This is a genomic window from Comamonas sp. w2-DMI (assembly GCF_040187735.1).
GTDB lineage: Bacteria > Pseudomonadota > Gammaproteobacteria > Burkholderiales > Burkholderiaceae_C > Comamonas > Comamonas terrae.
Genome location: NZ_JBANEL010000005.1, coordinates 39,726 through 61,442, shown reverse-complemented (window position 1 = coordinate 61,442; position 21,717 = coordinate 39,726). Strand labels below are relative to the sequence as shown.

General features: G+C 68.7%; 20 protein-coding genes. 13 read left to right on the top strand and 7 right to left on the bottom strand.

Annotated elements, in window-relative coordinates; genetic code table 11:
• The first annotated feature begins 42 nt into the window (after nucleotides 1-42).
• The gene (locus V8Z74_RS07235; protein ID WP_349708706.1) at nucleotides 43-1,371 is read left to right on the top strand and encodes a sulfatase family protein; all 1,329 of its coding nucleotides are present in this window, start codon (nucleotides 43-45) and stop codon (nucleotides 1,369-1,371) included.
• A gap of 55 nt (nucleotides 1,372-1,426) precedes the next feature.
• Here V8Z74_RS07235 and V8Z74_RS07230 read toward each other — a convergent pair whose 3' ends face one another.
• Nucleotides 1,427-1,960 (bottom strand): DUF2165 family protein, encoded by a 534-nt coding sequence (locus tag V8Z74_RS07230; protein ID WP_066475026.1) that lies wholly within the window; start codon nucleotides 1,958-1,960, stop codon nucleotides 1,427-1,429.
• Between the two features lie 491 nt (nucleotides 1,961-2,451).
• Here V8Z74_RS07230 and V8Z74_RS07225 point away from each other — a divergent pair, with 491 nt between their 5' ends.
• The 8 genes from V8Z74_RS07225 (at nucleotide 2,452) to V8Z74_RS07190 (ending at nucleotide 9,971) form a co-directional block, all read left to right on the top strand.
• Complete coding sequence (locus V8Z74_RS07225) at nucleotides 2,452-3,204, top strand: TorF family putative porin (RefSeq protein ID WP_349708705.1); 753 nt, start codon at nucleotides 2,452-2,454, stop codon at nucleotides 3,202-3,204.
• Between the two features lie 17 nt (nucleotides 3,205-3,221).
• Entirely contained in the window at nucleotides 3,222-3,560 is a 339-nt protein-coding gene (glnK, locus tag V8Z74_RS07220; RefSeq protein WP_066475036.1) for a P-II family nitrogen regulator, read from the top strand.
• Between the two features lie 28 nt (nucleotides 3,561-3,588).
• Nucleotides 3,589-4,932, top strand: a complete 1,344-nt coding sequence (gene amt, locus V8Z74_RS07215) for an ammonium transporter (protein WP_174522902.1) — start codon at nucleotides 3,589-3,591, stop codon at nucleotides 4,930-4,932.
• A gap of 176 nt (nucleotides 4,933-5,108) precedes the next feature.
• Nucleotides 5,109-6,266 carry a glycolate oxidase subunit GlcE gene (glcE, locus tag V8Z74_RS07210; protein WP_349708704.1) on the top strand — a complete coding sequence of 386 codons (1,158 nt, stop codon included), beginning with the start codon at nucleotides 5,109-5,111 and terminating at the stop codon, nucleotides 6,264-6,266.
• 29 nt (nucleotides 6,267-6,295) lie between these two features.
• Nucleotides 6,296-7,084: a YoaK family protein gene (locus V8Z74_RS07205; RefSeq protein ID WP_066475044.1), complete on the top strand. Its 789-nt coding sequence runs from the start codon at nucleotides 6,296-6,298 to the stop codon at nucleotides 7,082-7,084.
• A gap of 18 nt (nucleotides 7,085-7,102) precedes the next feature.
• A complete protein-coding gene (glcF, locus tag V8Z74_RS07200) occupies nucleotides 7,103-8,356 on the top strand; it encodes a glycolate oxidase subunit GlcF (protein WP_349708703.1) in 1,254 nt (417 codons plus the stop codon).
• A gap of 66 nt (nucleotides 8,357-8,422) precedes the next feature.
• On the top strand, nucleotides 8,423-9,211 hold the full coding sequence (locus V8Z74_RS07195; protein WP_349708702.1) for a ProQ/FinO family protein: 789 nt from the start codon (nucleotides 8,423-8,425) through the stop codon (nucleotides 9,209-9,211).
• 244 nt (nucleotides 9,212-9,455) lie between these two features.
• Nucleotides 9,456-9,971, top strand: coding sequence for an AmiS/UreI family transporter (locus V8Z74_RS07190; RefSeq protein ID WP_349708810.1), 516 nt, complete (start codon nucleotides 9,456-9,458; stop codon nucleotides 9,969-9,971).
• Between the two features lie 96 nt (nucleotides 9,972-10,067).
• Here V8Z74_RS07190 and V8Z74_RS07185 read toward each other — a convergent pair whose 3' ends face one another.
• On the bottom strand, nucleotides 10,068-10,952 hold the full coding sequence (locus V8Z74_RS07185) for a DMT family transporter (protein ID WP_349708701.1): 885 nt from the start codon (nucleotides 10,950-10,952) through the stop codon (nucleotides 10,068-10,070).
• A gap of 83 nt (nucleotides 10,953-11,035) precedes the next feature.
• A complete protein-coding gene (lplT, locus tag V8Z74_RS07180) occupies nucleotides 11,036-12,337 on the bottom strand; it encodes a lysophospholipid transporter LplT (RefSeq protein ID WP_349708700.1) in 1,302 nt (433 codons plus the stop codon).
• 123 nt (nucleotides 12,338-12,460) lie between these two features.
• Here lplT and alr point away from each other — a divergent pair, with 123 nt between their 5' ends.
• Nucleotides 12,461-13,567 (top strand): alanine racemase, encoded by a 1,107-nt coding sequence (alr, locus tag V8Z74_RS07175; RefSeq protein ID WP_349708699.1) that lies wholly within the window; start codon nucleotides 12,461-12,463, stop codon nucleotides 13,565-13,567.
• A 95-nt stretch (nucleotides 13,568-13,662) separates the two neighbouring features.
• Here alr and V8Z74_RS07170 read toward each other — a convergent pair whose 3' ends face one another.
• Nucleotides 13,663-14,652 (bottom strand): porin, encoded by a 990-nt coding sequence (locus V8Z74_RS07170; RefSeq protein WP_349708698.1) that lies wholly within the window; start codon nucleotides 14,650-14,652, stop codon nucleotides 13,663-13,665.
• A gap of 495 nt (nucleotides 14,653-15,147) precedes the next feature.
• On the opposite strand from V8Z74_RS07170, the gene V8Z74_RS07165 reads away from it, so the two are divergent.
• Together V8Z74_RS07165 and V8Z74_RS07160 are read left to right on the top strand one after the other, a co-directional pair.
• Nucleotides 15,148-16,584 (top strand): MFS transporter, encoded by a 1,437-nt coding sequence (locus V8Z74_RS07165; protein WP_349708697.1) that lies wholly within the window; start codon nucleotides 15,148-15,150, stop codon nucleotides 16,582-16,584.
• Between the two features lie 27 nt (nucleotides 16,585-16,611).
• On the top strand, nucleotides 16,612-17,268 hold the full coding sequence (locus V8Z74_RS07160; RefSeq protein WP_066475064.1) for an aspartate/glutamate racemase family protein: 657 nt from the start codon (nucleotides 16,612-16,614) through the stop codon (nucleotides 17,266-17,268).
• A gap of 36 nt (nucleotides 17,269-17,304) precedes the next feature.
• Here the strand turns inward: V8Z74_RS07160 and V8Z74_RS07155 are convergent, their stop codons facing one another.
• The 3 genes from V8Z74_RS07155 to alkB all read right to left on the bottom strand — a co-directional run bounded on the left by V8Z74_RS07155 (nucleotide 17,305) and on the right by alkB (nucleotide 20,387).
• Entirely contained in the window at nucleotides 17,305-18,486 is a 1,182-nt protein-coding gene (locus V8Z74_RS07155; protein WP_349708696.1) for a Fe-S oxidoreductase, read from the bottom strand.
• Nucleotides 18,487-18,549: 63 nt separating this feature from the next.
• Nucleotides 18,550-19,638 carry a homocysteine S-methyltransferase family protein gene (locus V8Z74_RS07150; RefSeq protein WP_349708695.1) on the bottom strand — a complete coding sequence of 363 codons (1,089 nt, stop codon included), beginning with the start codon at nucleotides 19,636-19,638 and terminating at the stop codon, nucleotides 18,550-18,552.
• A 74-nt stretch (nucleotides 19,639-19,712) separates the two neighbouring features.
• Nucleotides 19,713-20,387, bottom strand: a complete 675-nt coding sequence (alkB, locus tag V8Z74_RS07145) for a DNA oxidative demethylase AlkB (protein ID WP_349708694.1) — start codon at nucleotides 20,385-20,387, stop codon at nucleotides 19,713-19,715.
• A 159-nt stretch (nucleotides 20,388-20,546) separates the two neighbouring features.
• Between alkB and V8Z74_RS07140 the strand changes: the two genes are divergently transcribed.
• The gene (locus tag V8Z74_RS07140; RefSeq protein WP_349708693.1) at nucleotides 20,547-21,707 is read left to right on the top strand and encodes an MFS transporter; all 1,161 of its coding nucleotides are present in this window, start codon (nucleotides 20,547-20,549) and stop codon (nucleotides 21,705-21,707) included.
• Nucleotides 21,708-21,717 lie beyond the last annotated feature (10 nt).

Below are 21,717 nucleotides of genomic sequence, written 5' to 3'. Positions count from 1 at the left end.
CGCTCCGGTTCGCCGGGACGGCTTTGCATATTTCTTTTCACCATGGCTGATCCCCGCCCCAATCTGATCTTCATCCTGGCCGACGACCTCGGCTATGCCGACCTGGGCTGCACCGGCGCGCGCGATGCGCACAACAATGCCTGCGACGTCTCGCCGCGCCTGGACGCCATGGCGGCCCAGGGCCTGCGCTTCACGCGCGGCTATTCCAACTCGGCCGTGTGCTCGCCCACGCGCTTTGCGCTGGCCACGGGGCGCTGGCAGTACCGGCTGCGCGGCGCGGCCGAGGAGCCGATTGCCAGCGTGCACGGCGACAAGGTGCTGGGCCTGCCGCCCGACCATCCCACCGTGGCCTCGCTGCTGCGCGACGCCGGCTATGCCACGGCCCTGGTGGGCAAGTGGCACCTGGGCTATCCGCCGCATTTCGGCCCGCGCCTGTCGGGCTACGAGGAGTTCTACGGCTTCCATGCGGGCGGGGCCGACTATTTCGCGCACTGCGATCCGCGCGGGCGCCCCGACTTCTGGCTCAACGAGCAGCCGCACGAGGAGGACGGCTACCTGACCGACCTGCTGAGCCGCCGCGCCGTGGATTTCGTCGAGCGCCAGACGGCCGACAGGCCCTTCTTCCTGTCGCTGCACTACAGCGCGCCGCACTGGCCCTGGCTGACGCGCGAGGACCGCGAGGAGTCGCTGCGCATCGCGGGCATCGGCAAGCACACCGACGGCGGCTCCATCGCAACCTACCAGCGCATGATCCATCACATGGACGAAGGCATAGGCTGGCTGCTCGATGCGCTCGAGAAGAAAGGCATGGCCGAGAACACGCTCATCGTCTTCACCAGCGACAACGGCGGCGAGCGCTTTTCCAACAACTGGCCCTTCGTGGGCCAGAAGATGGACCTGCTCGAAGGCGGCATCCGCGTGCCGCTGCTGGCGCGCTGGCCGGCACGCATCGCACCGGGCGCGGTCAGCGACGTGCCCAACCTGACCATGGACTGGAGCGCCACCTTCCTGGCCGCGGCCGGCGTGGCCGCGCATCCGGACTATCCGCTGGACGGCATCAGCCTGCTGCCGCTGATGGACGATGCGCAATGGAATCCGCAGCGCGACCTGGCCTGGCGCATGAAGCACCGCGACCAGCGCGCGCTGGTGCGCGGCGACTGGAAATACCTGCAGGTCGAAGGCATCGAATACCTGTTCAACCTCGCGGCCGACCCGCGCGAGCGCGCCAATCTGCGCGAACGCGAGCCCGGGCGGCTGGCCGAACTGCGCCAAGCCTGGCAGGCGTGGAACGCGGCGCTGCCGCCGATTCCCGAAGAAGCCAGGGTTTCACTGGTGTTCACCAGGGCGGAGCTGCCCCAGGCCAGCTATTGAAACTGCGCTCCCGGACTTCGGGCCTGCCGGCATGCCGGCAGGCTTTTTTTTTGCGTCACTGCGGTGCATGCATGCCGCGGGCCGCTGCGTCCTGCCCGGGCAGCGCGTCGTTATCCATGGTGAGGTAGATGAGCACCATCAGCAAGGTGATGAAAAAGCGGAAGGCGTCGGGCACGCCGTTCCATTGCTTGGACATCCACATGCCGAACCATTCGCCGCCCACGGACATGAACGCCACCTGCCAGGTCAGGAAACCGAGGGTCAGGCCCCCAATGGCCCAGTTCTTGGCGGCGCGAAAAGCCCCGGGCGCCGCGTTGCGCGCCTTGAGCAGCCTCGCGCCGCCGATCCAGCACAGCACCGCCGTCAGGGTCTCCAGCGTGATGATGCCGATATAGCCGGCATGGTGCACCCATTCCTGCTGGATCGCGCGGTACATGATGCCGTTGCCCGGGAAGGTGGTGTCCATCAGGAACACGTGGTGCACGAAGGCGAAATTGGTGGCGTAGTCGGTGATGTTGCCGAAGGCGACCAGCGTGGCGAAGAAGGCCATGGCGAGCACCATGGCGGATTTGGACAGACGAATAAGCATTCGAGGCTCCGAATAAACAACAAGGATGGGATGAATGAACAGGCCGCCGCAGACGCGAGGTCCGGGCCGGTATTCAGGGAGACACCAACGGGGTTGGCAAGGAGACGTGCTGGCGCACAAAGGCACGGGGATCGGGACTGGAAAACCTGAAGCCGGCTGAAAGCTGGGGAAGCTTTCATTTCCGGCTGGATCGAGTCCGTGCCAGGAGGGGGCCCGATTGTCCCTGCTCTGGTCGATGCATGTCAACAAAGGTGCACCGCACTCCAGGCCGCCCGTGGATGCACTGTTTTGGTGCCGCTCGCTCGCCCGGCCCGGCCTGGCGCGGCTTGCGCGAAACGGTGCACCGCTTGTGCACAGAAGCGGTGCATGGGAGCCGGCCTTCCCAGCGCCTGCGGGGAGAAGGCAGGGGGCGGCGCAGGGCCTGCGCCAGCTGGCACGGTCTGTGCTTTATCCGTTGTGACAAATTTTTTTGCAAACCGGAGGAACCCAGAATGCCCCGTCTCGCTGCCATCCGTTTCACAACCTTCGCCAAGACCGCTGCCCTGGCATGTGCCGTGATGTCTCCGCTGTGGGCCCACGCCGAACTGACGGCCAACGTGGCGCTGACCAGCAACTACAAGTTCCGCGGCCAGGATCAGGACAGCAGCCGCAAGAAGGCCGTCAAGCCCGCGCTGCAGGGCGGCTTCGACTACAGCTTTGGCGACAGCGGCTGGTATGTGGGCAACTGGAATTCCACGGTGGACTGGCTGCCCGGCAACTCGCTGGAAAGCGACTTCTACGGCGGCTACAAGTTCAAGGCCGCCGACGTGGACTGGGACCTGGGCATGCTGACCTATGTCTACCCCGGCAATGCGCGCGGCAACACCACGGAGCTGTATGGCGCCGCCACCTACGGGCCGTTCACGGCCAAGTACTCGCACACGGTCTCCAAGGATTATTTCGGCTGGGCCGGCGCCCGCGACGGCTCGGGCCTGAAGGGGCGCAACACCGGCTATCTGCAGTTCGCCTTCAGCCAGGAGGTCATGCCCAAGGTCACGTTCAAGGCATCGGTGGGCTACACGCATTTCTCCAGCGACATCCGTAGCCTGGGCGTTCCCAGCTACGTGGACTACAGCGTGGGCGGCGCCTACGACTTCGGTTCCGGCGTGGCGCTGGCAGCCGCCGTGACGGGCGCGACCCAGCGCTCCTACTTCGGCGATGTCAACAAGCCGCGTCTGATTCTGACGCTGTCCAAATCCATGTAATCGTTCAGGAGTCCGTCATGAAAATGGTGATTGCCATCATCAAGCCCTTCAAGCTCGACGAGGTGCGCGAAGCCCTGTCCCAGATCGGCGTGCAGGGCATTACGGTGACCGAGGTCAAGGGCTTCGGCCGCCAGAAAGGCCATACCGAGCTGTACCGCGGTGCCGAGTATGTGGTGGATTTCCTGCCCAAGCTCAAGATCGAGGCCGCCATTGCCGACGAGCTGGTCGACGCGGCCATCGATGCCATCGAGGACGCGGCGCGCACCGGCAAGATCGGCGACGGCAAGATCTTCGTGCTGTCGCTGGAGCAGTCCATCCGCATCCGTACCGGCGAGACCGGCGACGCCGCGCTTTGAGCCCCTTATCCGTCAGAGAAAGATTGCCATGACCAAGAAGCTTTTGAGTATGGGCCTGGGAGCGGGCCTGCTGGCCGCCTGCGCCTCCGTGCTGGCCCAGGACGGCGGTGCCGCGGCAGCGCCTGCCGCTGCGGCCGCCGTGGAGGTAGTGCCCACGCTGAGCGCGGGCGATACGGCCTGGATGCTGACCTCCACCATGCTGGTGATCCTGATGGTCATCCCCGGGCTGGCGCTGTTCTACGGCGGCCTGGTGCGCAGCAAGAACATGCTGTCCGTGCTGGCGCAGGTGTTCGTGATCTTCTCGCTGATCACCGTGCTCTGGGCCATCTACGGCTTCACGCTGGCGTTCGGCGGCGAAGGAAAGTTCTTCGGCGGCTTCGACAAGCTGTTCCTCATGGGCATTGCGCCCGATACGCTGTCGTCCGCGCTCAAGACCATTCCCGAATACGTGTTCGTGGCCTTCCAGTCCACTTTCGCCGCCATCACCGTGGCGCTGATCGTGGGCGCGTTCGCCGAGCGCATCAAGTTCGCGGCCGTGATCGTGTTCTCGGTGCTGTGGTTCACCTTCAGCTACATCCCCATGGCCCACATGGTGTGGGGCGGCGGCCTGCTGGCCGAGGACGGCGCGCTGGACTTTGCCGGCGGCACCGTGGTGCACATCAATGCCGCCGTGGCCGGCCTCGTGGGTGCCTACATGCTGGGCAAGCGCATCGGCTTCGGCAAGGAGGCCCTGCCTCCGCACAGCCTGACGCTGACCATGGTGGGCGCCTCGCTGCTGTGGGTGGGCTGGTTCGGCTTCAATGCAGGCTCGGCCGGCGCGGCCAACGGCATTGCGGGCCTGGCCTTCATCAACACCATCGTGGCCACCGGCGCGGCGGCCCTGTCCTGGATCGCGGCCGAAGCGCTGCACCGCGGCAAGGCCTCGATGCTGGGCGCGGCCTCGGGCGCCGTGGCGGGCCTGGTGTGCATCACGCCGGCCGCGGGCCTCGTCGGCCCCATGGGCTCCATCGTCATGGGCCTGATCGCCGGCCCCCTGTGTCTGTGGGGCGTGTCTGGCCTCAAGCGCATGCTCAAGGTCGATGACGTGTGCGACGTGTTCGGCGTGCACGGCGTGGGCGGCATTCTGGGCGCCATCCTGACCGGCGTGTTCTGCGCCAAGGGCCTGGGCGGCATCGAGCCCGAAGGCTTCAACATGGGCCACCAGGTGTGGGTGCAGGTCAAGAGCGTGCTGCTGACCATCGCCTGGTCCGGCGTGGTGTCCCTGGTGTCCTACAAGATCGCCGCGCTGACCGTGGGGCTGCGCGTCAGCGAGGAGTCCGAGCGCCAGGGCCTGGACATCACCTCGCATGGAGAAGTCGCCTACACCCGCTGAGCTGGGCCAGCTCCCTGTACCGTTTCATTACGTTGGCCCCGCGGCGCAAGCTGCGGGGCTTTTTTGCGGGCGGGGGCTCGGACAAGGGGCGGCGAGGGCGGTCCAATCCGCGTCACAGTGCTTGTTCAAAAAAATCAAGCACCCGGGGATGGGGGCGGGACGCGCCAGCCGCTACCATGCGGGCCATGGACTCAGCCATCAGCCCCTCTCCCCGGATCCACCCACTGGCCGAGCGCATCCGCGCCGCGGCCGCCGACAAGACGCCGCTGCGCATACGCGGCGGCGGCAGCAAGGATTTCCACGGCCTCGCCCTGCAGGGCGAAGTGCTGGATACGCGCGCGCTGGCCGGCATCGTGAGCTATGAGCCCAGCGAGCTCGTCGTGACCGTCATGGCCGGCACGCCGCTGGCCGAGCTGGAGGCCGCGCTGGCCGCACAGGGCCAGTGCCTGGCTTTCGAGCCTCCGCATTGCGCTGCCGGGGCCACCGTGGGCGGCATGGTGGCTGCCGGCCTGTCCGGCCCGGCGCGCGCCAGCGTGGGCGCGGTGCGCGATTTCGTGCTGGGCCTGGAGATGGTCAACGGCCGCGGCGAGCTGCTGCGCTATGGCGGCCAGGTCATGAAGAACGTGGCCGGCTACGACGTCTCGCGCCTGATGGCGGGCAGTTGGGGCACGCTGGGCCTGATCACCGAGGTCAGCCTCAAGGTGTTGCCCGTGGCGCCGGCCGAGGCCACGCTGCGCTTTGCCTGCTCCCAGCAGCAGGCCCTGCAGTGGCTCAACCAGTGGGGCGGCCAGCCCCTGCCGCTGAATGCGAGCTGCTGGCTGCAGGAGCCCGGCCAAACCGAGGGCACGCTGTACCTGCGCCTGCGCGGCGCCCGGGCCGCGGTGCAGGCGGCCTGCCGGCGCTTGATCGGCGAGTGCGGCGGAGAACCGCTGCCCAACGACCAGGTGGCGGCCGACTGGGCGGCCTGCCGCGAGCAGGCCCTGCCCTGGTTTGCCGAGCGCTCTGCCGACTGCTGCCTGTGGCGCCTGTCGGTGCCGCAGACGGCGCCGGTGCTGGCGCTGCCTCCGGACTGCACGGGGCCGTTCATCGAATGGCACGGCGCACAGCGCTGGGTGCAGGCGCCGCGCGGCCTGGGCGCGCCGCTGCAGGCGCTGGCGGCTTCCGTCGGCGGTTCGGCGACGCTTTTCAGGGCTGAAAGTGCTGGCCAGATCAGCGCAGCCCCCGTTTTCGATGCCGCAGCGGGATCGGCCCTGGCCATCCTGCATCAGCGGCTCAAGCAGGCCTTCGATCCCGAGGGCATTTTCAACCGCGGCCGGCTGGCCAGCGCCTGGTAGGCGTCTTGCAGCCCTTGTCATCCCTGCCCATGCGCCGCCTGCACCTGCTGACCGACAGGCACCGCACCGGTGCCAGCAACCGCACCCTGGGCCTGCTGCTGGCCTTCAATGCGGGGGCGGTGAATGCCGGCGGCTTTCTGGTCGTGCATTTCTATACCTCGCACATGACGGGCGTGGTATCGCTGCTGGCCGACAACCTGGTGCTGGGCAACACGGCGCTGGTGCTGGGGGCCATCGGAACGCTGCTGGCCTTCATCTGCGGCGCGGCGGCGACGGCCGTGCTGGTCAACTGGGCGCGCCACCGCCAGCTGCGCAGCAGCTATGCGCTGCCCCTGCTGCTGGAGGCCGGCCTGATGCTGGTCTTCGGCCTGCTGGGCGCGGCCACGCTGGCCTGGTCCACGCCGTTCACCGTGCCGCTGACGGTGCTGCTGCTGGCCTTCATCATGGGCCTGCAGAACGCCACGGTGACCAAGATGTCGTCTTCCCAGATCCGCACCACGCACATGACGGGCGTGATCACCGACCTCGGCATGGAGCTGGGGCGCGCCATGTACTGGAACCGCAACGGCAGCCCGCCCGAGCGCCAGATCCATGCGAACAAGGCGCGGCTCAAGCTGTTCGCCGGCCTGCTGGGCATGTTCATGCTTGGCGGCGTGGCGGGGGCCGCGGGCTTCAAGCACCTGGGCTTCGTGTTCGTGGTGCCGCTGGCCGTGGTGCTGTGCGTGCTGTCGCTGCCGCCCCTGTGGGCCGACCGTGCCCGCCTGCCGCCGCCGCTGGGGCGGATGCCGCGATCCCGGTCCGAGCCGTCCAACCCATAACAAAGAACGGATCCCACCATGCAAACCCAACTCGCTCCCGAATACAGCGCCACGCCCGAAGGCCAGGAGGCCGAGGCCATTTTGCGCAAGTGCGTGCACTGCGGCTTCTGCACGGCCACCTGCCCGACCTACCAGATCCTGGGCGATGAACTCGACGGCCCGCGCGGCCGCATCTACCTGATCAAGCAGGTGCTCGAGGGGCAAAAGCCCACGCGTGCCACGCAGCAGCACCTGGACCGCTGCCTGACCTGCCGCAACTGCGAATCCACCTGCCCCAGCGGCGTGCAGTACGGCCATCTGGTCGACATCGGCCGCAAGATCGTGGACGAGCAGGTGGAACGTCCCTTGGGCGAGCGCGCGCAGCGCTGGGCGCTCAAGGAGGGCATGAACTCGCCGCTGTTCGCGCCGGCGCTGCAGCTGGGCCGTGCCGTGCGCGGCCTGCTGCCCGAAGCGCTGGCCGAGAAGGTGCTGCCCGCCCAGGAGACCGGCGCCTGGCCCGTGCGCGAGCATGCGCGCAAGGTGCTGCTGCTGGCCGGCTGCGTGCAGCCCGCGATGATGCCGCGCATCAACTACGCCACGGCCCGCGTGCTCGACGCCGTGGGCGTGCAGACCGTGATTGCCGACAAGGCCGGCTGCTGCGGCGCCGTGAAGTTCCACCTCAACGACCAGGACGGCGGCAAGGCCCAGATGCGCGCCAACATCGACGCCTGGTGGCCGCTGGTGGAAAGCGGCGCCGTGGAGGCCATCGTGATGAATGCCTCGGGCTGCGGCGTCACTGTCAAGGAGTACGGCCATCTGCTGCGCCTGGAGCCGCAATACGCCGACAAGGCCGCGCGCATCAGCGCGCTGACGCGCGACCTGAGCGAGCTGCTGCCGCAGATGCTGCCCGAGCTCGGCGAAAAGCTGCGGGGCCGCGTGCAGGCACCGTCCGCGCCCGTGGCCTACCACCCGCCCTGCACGCTGCAGCACGGCCAGAAGCTGCGCGGCGGCGTGGAAACGCATCTGCGCGCCCTGGGCTTCGACGTGCGCGTGGCGCGCACCGAGTCGCACCTGTGCTGCGGCTCGGCCGGGACGTACTCGGTGCTGCAGCCCGAGATCTCGCACCAGCTGCGCGACCGCAAGATCGCGGCGCTGGACGAGCCCTTCGCGCCCGAAAAGCCGGCGGCGATTCTCTCGGCCAACATGGGCTGCATCGTCCACCTGCAAAACGGCACCGACGTGCCGGTGCGCCACTGGATCGAGGTGCTCGACGAGGCGCTGATAGGCGTGTAACCGGCATCAGCATGCCAATGCTGGCATGATGCAGGGTTTTGTTTCCCCAAGCCCACGGGCTTTGCCATGACTGAAATCATTTCTGAACCACAAGAACAGAAGGCCGTGTCCGAAGGCCAGGCACAGGTCCAGGCTGCGGCGCAAGACCTGCCGCAAGGCGGCGAGGCCGGTGCCCGCCAGCGCGCGCGCCGCGGCGGCCGAGGCCGCAAGAACAATGCGCAGGGTGCGCCGGCACAGGCTGCCGCCGGCACCGCAGCCGCTGCGCGTCCCCCGCATCCCGTGCTGGCCCAGCTGGCCCAGTGGCATCCGGCACTGTTCGGCGAACAGCTGCTGCCGCTCAAGCGCGGCATCTTCGAGGACCTGCTGGCAGCCCATCCCGAGCTGGACAAGGAAGCGCTCAAGAGCGCACTGCAGCAGCACACGCGCTCCGGCCGCTACCTGGCCGCCATGGCCAGCGGCCAGCAGCGCCACGACCTGGACGGCAAGCCGGTGGAAGCCACCCTGCCCGAGCATGTGCACCATGCGCTGATCGAGGTGTTCCGCCGCCGCCAGCAGCGCTCGCCCGAAGACCTGACGCCCAAGCTGCGCAACCGCATCATCATGGCCTACGAGGCCTCGGGCCTGTCACGCGAGGAGTATGCCGAGCGCGTGCATGGCAAGGACGAAAAGACCAATGCACTGGTGGCCGAGGCCCTGGCCGAAGCCGATGCCCGCGCGGCCAAGGACGAAGCCCTGCTGCGCGCCTACACCCTCAGCGGCCAGTCTTCGGAAACCGCGTTTGCCGAGATGTACGGCATGAACCCGCGCCAGGTGGCGCAGCAGCTGGAACGGGCTCGCCGCCGCCAGCGCAGCTGAGCCCTGCGGCCGGGCTTGTCGGCATGCCCCTGCGGCGCGCCGGCAGCCATTCCACATCCGGCATGCATATGCAAGGCAAGAGTCTTTTGCCATAAGCAATGCATGCCGCCACATCCGGCCATGCGCCTGCGGGTGGAAAATCCCGCCCGCGTTGCAATGGATCGCTTCCATGCCGTCTGGCCCCCCTGCGGAGGCGCAGGCGGCTTTGCGCGTGGAGCAGGCGCGCATCTGGGAGCAAGAATCAATGTGGCTGGGTTTATCGCTGTTTTACGTCGGGGCCGTGCTGTTCCTGAACGGCCTGTGGATGCTGGGGCGCATCGCCGACAAGGAAATCTGGGTCATCAACATCTTCACGGGCGTGGTGTCCCTGTGCATAGGGCTGGCCAGCATTTTCGGCCCGGAAGCCAATGCAGAGACCGTCAAGAGCGGCGCGCTGACGCTGCTGTTCGCCTTCACCTATCTGTGGGTGGCGTTCAACCGCTTCACGGGGGCGGACGGCCGCGGCCTGGGCTGGTTCAGCCTGTTCGTGGCCGTCACGGCCGTACCGGTCGCGCTCGATACCCTGGCCGACGCCAGCACCGGCCTGGACTGGTGGATGGGCGTCAATTGGGCGGCCTGGGCCGTGCTGTGGGCGCTGTTCTTTGTCCTGCTGGCGCTGAGAAAGCCCATCGACCGCTTCACCGGCGTGCTGTGCATCGCCCAGGGCATTCTGACGGGGTGGGTGCCCGGCTATCTGATCCTGGCGGGAAGATTGGGCTGACCCCCTGAGGCGCTGCGCGCCTTGCCCCCTGGAAGGAGGCGACGCCCTTGCAGCGGGGCGCCCTTGCTCGGCGTCTCTGGTTGGGGTTGTGCCTGTTCAAGCTTGCCTTCTTCTGCCCAGGGCCGCCAGCAGCGCGGCGGCCATGATGCAGGCGCCGCCCAGCAGCGTGCGGGCCGACAGCGTCTCATGGGCGATCAGCACCGAGGACACGCTGGCGAACGCCACTTCCGAGAGCATGACCACCGAGGTCACGCTGGATGGCAGATGGGCCGCGCCGAACTGCAGCGCCCAGTTGCCCAGCATCAGCAGCACGGCCAGCGCCAGGGCAATGCCCAGCCAGTCCTGGCGCACGGCCGGAAAAGCCGGTACCAGGCCGGCGCCGTGGGCCGTCAGCGCCGTGCCAAGGCCCATGGCCATGCATCCGGCGAACATGACCAGCATGCGGGCCTGGCCCGGGATGGCATGCAGGCGGCGCAGCAGCACATTGGTCAGCGCAAACATGAAGCCGCCGAACACGGCCAGCGCATCGGCCAGGGACAGGCCTTGCATCAGCCCGGCCGGCGAGGCGTCGGCCGGCAGCAGCACCAGCAGCACGCCGCCGAAGGCCAGCACCAGGCGCAGCAGCGCCATCGGGGTGGGGCGCTCGCCCAGGATGGCCCAGGCCAGCAAAATGGCCCAGGCCGGCATCAGATAGAACAGCAGGATCACACGCACCACGTCGCCCACGGTCACGGCCCAGTTGAAGGCCACGTTGTTCAGGCCCGAACTGGCCGCCAGCAGCAGGAGCACGGGGTATTGCAGCGCCTGCCGTAGGCTGGACGGGCGCAGCGCGAGCAGGCCGACCAGCAGCAGGCAGTACATCAGCGCCGTGGCCCATAGCGGATGCAGGCCTGCGCCATGCATGGCGCGGAACGGCCACCAGGACAGGCCCCAGATGAAGGCATTGAACAGCAGTGCGAAGACGGGCAGCGGACTGTGCATAAAGCATGAAAAATGCATCCGGCGCTTGCCTGGCAAGCGCCGGATGCTATTGAATCGGAAGAGCGCGGCCCAAGCCGCGCCGGTCAGTGGCAGTCGCGGCGCGCGATGTCCAGCAGGCGCGCAACCTCCATCGGGTGCTCGCGGCAATTGCGGCGGTGCCAGATGCCGATCAGCAGCATGATGCCGGCCACCACCAGGCCGAACACGGTGATCGCGCCAAAGGCCGTGAGGCCGAACTTGGTCGAGAGGCTGTAGAACGCGCCCATGGCCAGGATGGCGGCCTGCTCGTTGAAGTTCTGCACGGCGATGGAGCGGCCCGCGCCCATGAGGTTGTGGCCGCGGTGCTGCAGCAGCGCGTTCATGGGCACGACCAGAAAGCCGCCCAGGCCGCCGAGCAGGATCAGGAAGGGCACGGCCACCCAGAGGCTGTGGATGAAGATCATGCACACCACCAGCAGGCCCATGCCGATGCCCAGCGGAATCACGCTGGTGGCCGTGTCCAGGCGCATGCGCATGGAGGCCACCACGGCGCCGATGGCCGTGCCGATGGCGACCACGCCGACCAGGGCCGAGGCCTGGGTGGTGCTGTAGCCCAGGGCGGCCGCGCCCCAGGCCAGCACGATGTAGCGCAGATTGCCCGAGGCGCCCCAGAACAGCGTGGTGGTGGACAGCGAGATCTGGCCCAGCTTGTCGGCCCACAGGCGCTGGCTGCAGGTCCAGAAGTCGGGCAGCAGGCCGACGATGTTGGCCGCCAGGCTCTTGTCCGGGTCCTGGCGCACCGGGCGCAGGGGCACGCCGGTCAGCGGAATGCGCAGGTTGAACCAGGCGGCGATGGCGTAGACGGCGATCAGCACCATGATCGCGGCTTCGGCCGGCGTATCGATGCCGGTGTCGATATAGGGGAAGTCCAGCGACAGCAGATGGTGGGAGATGGTCGGCCCCACGAGCTGGCCGCCGACCAGCACGCCCAGGATGATGGAGGTGATGGTCAGCCCCTCGATCCAGCCGTTGGCCTTGACCAGCTGCGAGGCCGGCAGCAGCTCGGTCAGGATGCCGTACTTGGCGGGCGAGTAGGCCGCCGCGCCCAGCCCGATGACCGCATAGGCGAGCAGCGGATGGTTGCCGAACAGCATCATCAGGCAGCCGATCATCTTGATGGCGTTGCTGATGAGCATGACGCGCCCCTTGGGCAGGGCATCGGCAAAGGCGCCGACAAAGGGCGCGAGCACCACATAGAACAGGGCGAACATGGGCACCAGGGCAGCACGTTGCCACTCGGGAGCGCCATTGGCTCGCAACAGCTCCACGGCGGTCACAAACAATGCGTTGTCTGCCAGCGAGCTGAAAAACTGCGCCGACATGATGGTGTAGAAACCGCGCTTCATGAATAAGCTGAAAGCGGCACCGGCAGGGCCGATGCCAGGGAGTATGGCAAGTGACTGGCGGTTATATCACGCAGGCTGCGGCCGGTGGTGCCAGAATCCCGTGGGTCCGACTGAGAAAAAAGCATGCCTCGCCCCATTACTGCCACCATCCACCCTGCAGCCCTGCGCCACAACCTGGAGCGGGTCCGCCACGCGGTACCCGACGCCAAATTGTGGGCCGTGGTCAAAGCCAACGCTTATGGCCACGGTATCGAAAACGTGTTCGAGGCGCTGCGCGCCGCGGACGGCTTCGCCATGCTGGACCTGGCCGAGGCGCAGCAGGTGCGCAGCCTCGGCTGGCGCGGCCCCATCCTGCTGCTGGAAGGCGTGTTCGAGCCGCGCGACCTGGAGGTATGTTCGCGCCTGGGCCTGTGGCATGCCGTGCACTGCGACGAGCAGATCGACTGGCTGGCCGCGCACAAGACCCAGGTGGGCCACCGCGTCTTCCTCAAGATGAACAGCGGCATGAACCGCCTGGGCTTCACGCCCGAGCGCTACCGCTCAGCCTATGCGCGCCTCAATGCGCTGCCGCAGGTCGACGAGATCTCGTTCATGACCCACTTCAGCGATGCCGACGTGGACCATGGGCTGGACCGGCAGCTGGCGGTCTTCCATGCCACCACGCAGGACCTGCCTGGCGAGCGCAGCATCAGCAACAGCGCGGCCACCCTGCTGCGCGGCGACGCGGCCGAGGTGCGCTGCGACTGGGTGCGCCCCGGCATCGTGCTCTACGGCAGCTCGCCCGACTTTCCCCGGCACGACATGGCCGGCTGGCAACTGCAGCCTTCCATGACGCTGTCCTCCAGGGTCATCGGCGTGCAGATGCTGGGCGCGGGCGATACCGTGGGCTATGGCTCGCGGTTCAGGGCCGAGGGCCCGCTGCGCATGGGCGTGGTGGCCTGCGGCTATGCCGACGGCTATCCGCGCCACTGCGACACGGGCACGCCGGTGCTGGTCGACGGCGTGCGCACGCGCACGCTGGGCCGGGTCAGCATGGACATGATGGCCGTGGACCTAACGCCCGTGCCCCAGGCCGGCATGGGCAGCGAAGTCACGCTGTGGGGCCGCGCTGCCGGCGGCGCGGTGCTGCCCATCGACGAGGTGGCCGCCGCTGCCGGCACCCTGGGCTACGAGCTGATGTGCGCCGTGGCGCCGCGCGTGGCCAAGGTGGTGGAAGGCGAAGGCCGCTGACTGCGGGCATGCCGCCTGCCCATTCCCTTGATCCATTGGAAAAAAAGCCGTGCGGCTGATGGCTGCACGGCTTTCCCGGTGGCGCCAACGCGGCGTCAGAACGCGTGAGAGACCCCGACGCCGAACGCGGTGCCCGAATCCGCGCCGCGCTCGTAGCTCTTGCGGCCCAGGCTGGCGTAGAGCGTGGTGCGCTTGGACAGCGCATAGTCCGCGCCCAGCGAGTAGAAATGGTTGGTCTGGTCGCCCGAGCCGCTCAGGCGCTGGCGGCCGTAGCCGGCCTTGAAGGTCGTGGCGCCCACCTGGTAGGTCGCGCCCAGCGTGGCGGCGCGCGCCTTGCTGATGCCGTCGGCCGTGCGGCTGTAGTCGTAGGCGGCCATCACGGCAGCCGCGCCGAAGCGGTATTTGCCGGCCACGAAACTGTCCTTGTCGCCGCTGCCGTTGCGCTCGAAGGCGAGCATGCCGGCCAGCGCGCCCTGGTCGTAGTTGAGCGAGGCCGAGTAGCCGCGGCCCTGGTGGCCCGTGGCCTCGGTGCGCTCGGGCGAGCCGCTCAGGTGCAGCGTGAAGCCGGCCACCGTGGGCGAATCGTAGAAGATGCCGTTGGCCATGCGCCCGTACTCGGCAAAGCCGTTGTTGCTCGCGCGGTCCGTCGGGGTCAGGTAGTGCCACTGGTACCAGGCGGGCGAGGAGATGCGGTTGAAGTTGGCCCAGGGGTCGAACTGCCAGTCCTGCGACCACATGGCCGACAGTGCGCGGCCGATGCGCACATGGCCGAAGCCGCCCTGCAGGCCCACGGTGGACTCGTCATGCCAGAAGGGCTTCTTGCCGAAGTCCTCGGTCAGGCCGGTGTCCAGGTCGAAACGGGTGCTCAGCCGGAACGTGGCCTTGAGGCCGCCGCCCAGATCTTCCGTGCCGGCAATCGCCAGATTGCTGCGTTGGATGGTGCCCAGCTCGCTGGTCTTGTCAAAGCTTCTGAACACGCCGGCATCGAGCAGACCGCTGATGCTGACCTGGGATTGGGCCGAGGCGGGCAGGGCCGTGGAAAGAAGGGTGGCACAACCGAGAGAGAGGCAAATACTCCAACGCATCCTGGGAAAACTCCTTGATGGAAATGGCGGCATGGCAGCAGCGCAGCCTGCGCGGCGCGGCCTGTGCGCATGCCTGTGGCGATGATGGATGCCGCCGGTCAGCGACTGCGGCGGCGAGGGAAGGGCGTGGCTTTCCGGGAGGAAAGGCCAGCCCGCAAGGCAACCGGGGCATGCAAGGCGCGGCCGCTGGCTGCGCTCCCCGGTCAAAAAAGTACGCCCCTGCAAGAGGGGCGGTGCGACCGATTATAGAGAGCAGCTGCTCACATCGTCATGGGCACAGACCCTAGGGCTGTGCGCGGGCGTGCCGCTGACCTCGGGATACAGCCGGCGCCGCGCCGGCCCTGCGGTTGCGGGGAAACCCCGTTGACCCCTGGCAAGGCGTTTTCTACATTGGCTGCAAATGAAATACAAATTTCATAAAAATGAGTCAATGAAATTTGGATGTCATCCAGCGGGGTATCACCCCTTCCTCTGCGTCCCAACCCAGGAGTTGCCATGGCTGGCCCCGCACTTTCCTCCGGACCTGATTCCCCCCGCGTCGCCGAGCTCGACCGGGCGCTCGACCAGATCGGCGTCACCCGATCGCACCACACCATCATCTTCCTGATCCTGATCGGCTGCCTGTTCGACGCGTTCGAGCAGAACGCCGTCGGCATCGTCGGCCCCATGCTGCGCGAGCAATGGGGGCTGACGGCCGCCGACATCGGCATGCTCAACACGGCCACCTTCGCCAGCGCGGCCGTCGGCCGCATCCTGTCGGGCCTGATCGCCGACCGCTGGGGCCGCCGCACCATGCTGACGGTCGACCTGCTGCTGTTCACCATCGGCGCGGGCATCTGCGCCGCGGCGCCCAACCTCACGGTCATGGCGCTGGGCCGCGTGGTCGTGGGCTTCGGCCTGGGCGGCGAGATCGCCATCGCCGTCACCATGCTGGCGGAGTTCTGCTCCACCAAGTTCCGCGGCACGGCCGTGGGCCTGGTGAACGTGGGCGCCGGCGGCCTGGGCAACTTCCTGGCCCCCGGTTTCGGCCTGCTGGTGTTCACGCTGTTCCCCGGCGACAACGCCTGGCGCTGGCTGTTCGTCGCGCTGATGGTGCCGGCGCTGCTGGGCGCCTTCTACCGCCGCTACATCCCCGAGACGCCGCGCTTTTTGCTGTCGCAGGGCCGCATCCGCGAAACCAACGTGGTGCTGTCCAAGCTGGCCTGCGGCCGCCTGTCGGCCCGGAACACGCCGGTGACGCCCTTCCTCACCGACGACGGCAAGGCCCCCTCCGCGGCCGCCAAGGCCAAGGTGCGGGTGACCGAGATCTTTCGCGGCGCGCTGGCGCGGCGCACCATTCCGCTGTGTGTCACGATCTGGATGGCCTATGGCGCACAGATCTCGGTGCTCACGCTGATGCCCACCATTCTCGTCAGCCTGGGCTATACCGTGTCCAAGAGCCTGCTGTTCACCATGATCATGCAGGGCGGCAGCCTGCTGGGCGCCATCGCGGCCTCGGCGCTGGGCTTCAAGTTCCCGCGCAAGCGGGTGCTGACGGCCGGCGCGGTCTGCGCCGGCGTGGCGGCCCTGGTCATCGGCTTCGCGGCCAAGAGCATCGCCATGCTGCTGGTGGCCGGCGCCATCTTCCAGTTCTTCGTGCTGCTGCTCAACACCACCATCTGGATCTTCGCCCCCGAGCTGTACCCGACGCGCGTGCGTGCCTTCGGCACGGCCTTCATCCTGGCCACCGGCACGGCCGCCGGCGCCTGCATGCCGCTGGTGGCGGGCCGCCTGCTCGAGAGCGCAGGCATAGCCGGCGTCTTCGGCATGGTCGCCGTGATGTACGCGGTCTTCGTGCTCAGCATCCAGAGCGTGCCCGAAACCTACGGCCGCTCGCCCGATGCCGAGCCGCTGCTGGCCGAGGAACCCGACGCCGCTCCGCGCACCGCCTGATTCCCGGCTTACTGACGACTTTTGCCCATGCCCAATATTTTGCTCATCAACCCGAACTCGTCCCAGGCCACCACCGACATGATGGTGCGCATCGCGCAGGCCGATGCGCCTGCGGGCTTCACCGTCGTCGGCATCACCGCCAACGGCGGCCCGTCGATGATCGTGAACGAGGCCGAGTTGGCCGCCGCGGCCGTCGAGGTCGAGCGCGCCTGGCGCAGCGCCGATGTGCCGCATGCCGGCGTGATCATCAGCGCCTTCGGCGATCCCGGCATCGACCAGGTGCGTGCGCTCAGCGGCGCCACGCCCGTGGTCGGCATCTGCGAGGCCTCGATGCTGGAGGCCGCCGAGGGCGGCCGGCGCTTCGGCGTCGCGACGGTGACGCCCGACCTGGTCGATGCCATCGATGCCAAGGCCCGCCAGCTGGGCCTGGGCGAGCTCTATACCGGCGTGCAGCTCACGCCCGGCGATCCGCGCGCCCTCGCGGCCGAGCCCCGCATCCTGGAGGACGCGCTGGCCATGGCCACGCAGGAGTGCCTGGACGACGGAGCGCAGGCCGTGATCATCGGCGGCGGCCCCCTGGGCCAGGCCGCGGTCAGCCTGGCCCGGCGCTTCGACATGCCGCTGGTTGCGCCGATCAGCGCCGCGGTGCGCCGGCTGGGCCGGCAACTGGCCGTCAGCGCCTGAGGCTATTTCGCGGCTGGCGCCGCGTGCGCCGGCACTTCAGCTTTTTTCAAGCCGTGCCGCCGCCCAGACGCGGTTCATCTCGTTGCAGAACGGCTGGGCGCAGGGCGCGCGGCCCTGGTACTGGCAGCCTTCGGTGGTGCACAAATGGGTGCGGTGCTCGCCCAGCGGGCGGCGCTCGCCGGGCACGGCGTTGGCGGCCTGGGCGGCTGCCATCATCAGCCACGGATCGCTCTTGTTCTGCAGCAGCTGCTGCACTTCCTGTGCCAGCGCCGGCGCTGGAGCGAACAGCGGCAGGCCCGCACTGCCCGGCGCCATGGGCGTGGCGATGTTCGCGGATGCTGCCCCCACGGGCGCGGACTGGAACTCCAGCCATAGCAGCGCACTGGTACGCGCGCCCGCCGGATGGTCCTGGGGCTGCAGCACCAGGGCCATGGGGCCCGAGGCCGGCAGCGGCGTGCCTTCGGGCCAGGGCAGGCGCAATGCGGGTGCCGTTGCTGCTGCCTGCGGCGCGCTGTCTGCAGGCGTTGCTGCCCCCATGGACAGGGCCCAGGCCGGGGGCACCTGCAAGGTCAGCGAAAAGCCGCGCTCGCCCTGAGGGGTGAGCAGCGTGCCCTGCTGCACCCACCAGTTCTGCAGCGGCGGCATGGCAGGCGCGGTAGGGGCTGCAGCGCAAGAAGAGGGCGCGGCGGCGGCCTGCAGCGCAGCCGCCAGTGTGGGCGACAGTGCCGCGGCCGTGCGCAGCGCCGAGGCCTGGGCGGCACCGCCGGACTCGGGGCCTTGCTGCGCCGCCGCCTGGGTCTGCGCCTGGGCGAGCGCCTGTATCAGCGCCGCCGAGCCGGGCTGGGCCGCGAGCAGCTGCAGCGGCTGGCCCTGCACGGCGATCTGCTGCAGCAGGACCTGCAGCCATTGCTGCAGCGGGGCGGAGAGGCCTTGCGCGGGCCAGGCCGGAGCCAGGGGCTGGCCCGGTGCCTGGATCTGCAGCGCAAGCTGGGCGATCAGCTGCTCGAAGGCCTGCAGGCGCAGCTCCTGCAGCGCCTGGGCCGACCATTGGACGCTGGTGGCCGCAGGCATGGCGGCGGGGGCAGAAGCCGGCGCCGGTACGGCCGCGGCCGGCGGCACCGTGCCCGCCACGGGCGTGGCCGCGGCAGGCGCAGCGGGGTCAGGCACATTCCCCAATCCGGCGGGCAGCGCGGTCGCGGGTGCAATGGGGGTGCTCATGTATCGAAACCGATAGCTGCTTGCGCTTGTACTGCCTGGGCTGCAGGCCTTTTTGGCCTGAAATCAGGCCTCGGCCGGGTAGAACAGCCGGCGCGTGGGCGTGCTCTGCACGGCCTTGGCGATGGCGCCGATGTGGTCGGGCGTGGTGCCGCAGCAGCCGCCGACGATGTTGACCAGGCCTTCGGCCGCGAACTCGTGCACCAGGCGGCTGGTGACCTCGGGCGTCTCGTCGAAACCGGTGTCGCTCATGGGATTGGGCAGGCCGGCGTTCGGATAGCAGCTGATGAAGGTCTCGGGCGCGGCCTTGTTCAGCTCCTGGATGTAGGGGCGCATCAGCGCCGCGCCCAGCGCGCAGTTCAGGCCGATGGACAGCGGCTGCGCATGGCGCACGCTGTGCCAGAAGGCCGTCACGGTCTGGCCCGACAGGATGCGGCCCGAGGCGTCGGTCACCGTGCCGCTGATCATGATGGGCAGCACCTCGCCGGTCTGCTCGAAGGCCTCGTCCACCGCGAACAGCGCGGCCTTGGCGTTGAGCGTGTCGAAGATGGTTTCGACCAGGATCACGTCGGCCCCGCCCTCGATCAGCGCCAGCGTCTGCTCCAGGTAGGCGGCGCGCAGCTGCTCGAAGCTCACGTTGCGCGCGCCGGGGTCGTTCACGTCGGGGCTGATGGAGGCCGTCTTGGGCGTGGGGCCCAGGGCGCCGGCCACATAGCGCGGGTGCTCGGGCGTGCTGTACTTGTCGCAGGCCGCGCGCGCGAGCTGGGCGCTCTTGAGATTCATCTCGTAGGCCAGGTCGGCCATGTGGTAGTCCTCCTGCGCGATGCTGGTCGCGCCGAAGGTATTGGTCTCGATCAGGTCGGCGCCCGCGGCCAGGTACTTCTCGTGGATGTCGCGGATCACGTCGGGGCGCGTGAGCGACAGCAGCTCGTTGTTGCCCTTGACGTCGTGGGCGAAGTCCTTGAAACGGTCGCCCGCGCCGTCGGGGCCGCCATAGCCTTCGCCGCGATATTGGGCCTCGCCCAGCTTGAAGCGCTGGATCATGGTGCCCATGGCGCCGTCGAGGATGACGAGGCGCTTGGCAAGAGTGGCGGGCAGTTCTCGGGCCCGGGTGTAGGCGGGCTTGCGGGCGGAAAGGGTATGCGGCTGGCTCATAGCCTGCCATTGTAGGAAAGCAGGCCGCCGGTACGCCTTCGTTGTGGGTAAACCAGTTGTGCCCGGCAGGATGGCTACGGCTGCTCCGCCGGATAGCGGGCCTTGGCCATGCGGAAGGTCAGGTTCCAGCGTTCGCTGCCCAGCAGCGGGTGCAGGCCGTCCCTGAGCGGGCCGACGCCGTGGTAGGCCAGGCGCGTGGGCCCGCCCCAGACCACCACATCGCCGTGGGCCAGCGCCAGGCGCCGCACCGGGTCCTGGCGCCTGAGGCCGCCCCAGAGGAACGTGCAGCCCAGGCCCAGCGACACCGACACAATCGGCGCGGCGAAGTCGGCTTCGTCCTGGTCGCGGTGCAGCCCCATCCTGGCGCCGGGCCGGTAGCGGTTGATCAGGCAGGCATCCGGCGCAAAACCCGCATAGCCGGCCGCATGCGCCGCCGCCCGGGCCTGGCCTGCAAGAAACGCGGGCATGGCGGGCCAGGGCTGCCGGGTCAGCGGGTCCACGGCGCTGTAGCGGTAGCCGCCGGCATCGCTGATCCAGCCCCAGTCGCCGCAGCTGGTCACGGCCACGGACATGGACTTGCCACCGGGCACCTGCATGATTCTGAACGGCGATGCGGCCTGCAGTGCTTGCACTTCGGCAATCCATTGCCCGGCCTGTGCCGTGGCAAAGCCGCGCAGCAGCAGGGCGCCCTCGTCCAGCCGTTCGGGGGCGCAGGGCTGGGCATCGGTATCGAACAACGGGAGAGTCATGAGGCTTGGACGGGTGGACGCCATGATTGTGCGCCGCCTAGAATGGCGGTCCTAGCGGGATAACCGAAGCTCTGCCTCGAAACCCGGTGTGTTCGACCACCACGGTCGGCCGCCGGGGCCTGCGGACCCGGTGCGCGGCCGGTTTCGCATGGAGCAATCATGAGCGCGCGCGTCTGGCTGCTGGCCCTGGCGACCTTCGTCACGGGGCTGGCTGAAAACATCACCGTCGGCATATTGCCGGCACTGGCCCAGGGCCTGCAGGCTCCGTTGGGCATCGCCGGCCAGCTGACCACGGCCTTTTCCTTGAGCTTTGCAGCGGTCGCGCCCCTCGCGTCCCGGTTCGCCAGCCGTTGGGAGCTGTGCCGCCTGCTGTGCGCGGCGCTGGGCTTTTTCATCGCCTGCAATCTTACCGCCGCGCTGGCAAACGGCTATGCGCTGCTGCTGGCCGCGCGCATCGGCATGGCCGCGGCCAGCGCACTCACGTGCCTGGTCGCCACGCTGATGGCCACGCGCATGGTGCCGCCGCGGCAACGGGGCCGCGCCATCGGCGTGATCTTCGTGGGCATCAGCGGTTCGCTGGTGCTGGGCGTGCCGGCCGGCATGCTGGTGTGCGAGTGGCTGGGCTGGCGGGCTGTGTTCGCGGGACTGGCGGCGCTGGTCGGCGCCATGCTGCTGCTGGCGCGGCCGGGCCTGCCGCGCTTTCGCGGCAGCGAACGCATTGCGGCTGCGGCCTATCTGCAGCATCTGCGCGACGCGCGGCTGGCCAGCGCGCAGGCCGTCTCCATCCTCATGATCGGCGGGCATTTCACGCTGTTTGCCTACCTGGCACCCTATGCGCAGCAGGTGGTGCAGATCCCTGCCGCCTGGCTGGCGCCGGTGTTCGGTGCTTTTGGTATCGCAGGCGTTGGGGGCGGCTATCTCGGCGGCTGGGTCGCCGATGCGCTGGGCCCGCGCCGCGCCATCGTGGCCGTGCCGCTGCTGTACCTGGCCAGCCTGCTGGCGCTGCCCTGGTGCGTTGGCACGTTACCGGGCTTCGTGCCCGCGATGATGGCCTGGGGCTGCGCGAGCTGGATGATTTCGCCCGTGGTGCAAAGCTATCTGGCTGCGAGCGGGCCCGAGACGGCCCAGGCCGGCATGGGCCTGAACCTGTCGGCCATGCACCTGGGCGTGGGGTTGGGCACGGCAGTGGGCGGCATGGTCATTGCCGCAGCGGCGCTGGAGCAGTTGCCGTGGGCCGGCGCCCTGCTGGCTGCGGCGGCGCTTGGCTGCGCGGTCTGGTCGGTGCGCCGGCCACAGCGCCGGGCACTGGCGGCCGGCTAGGCCGCCGCTG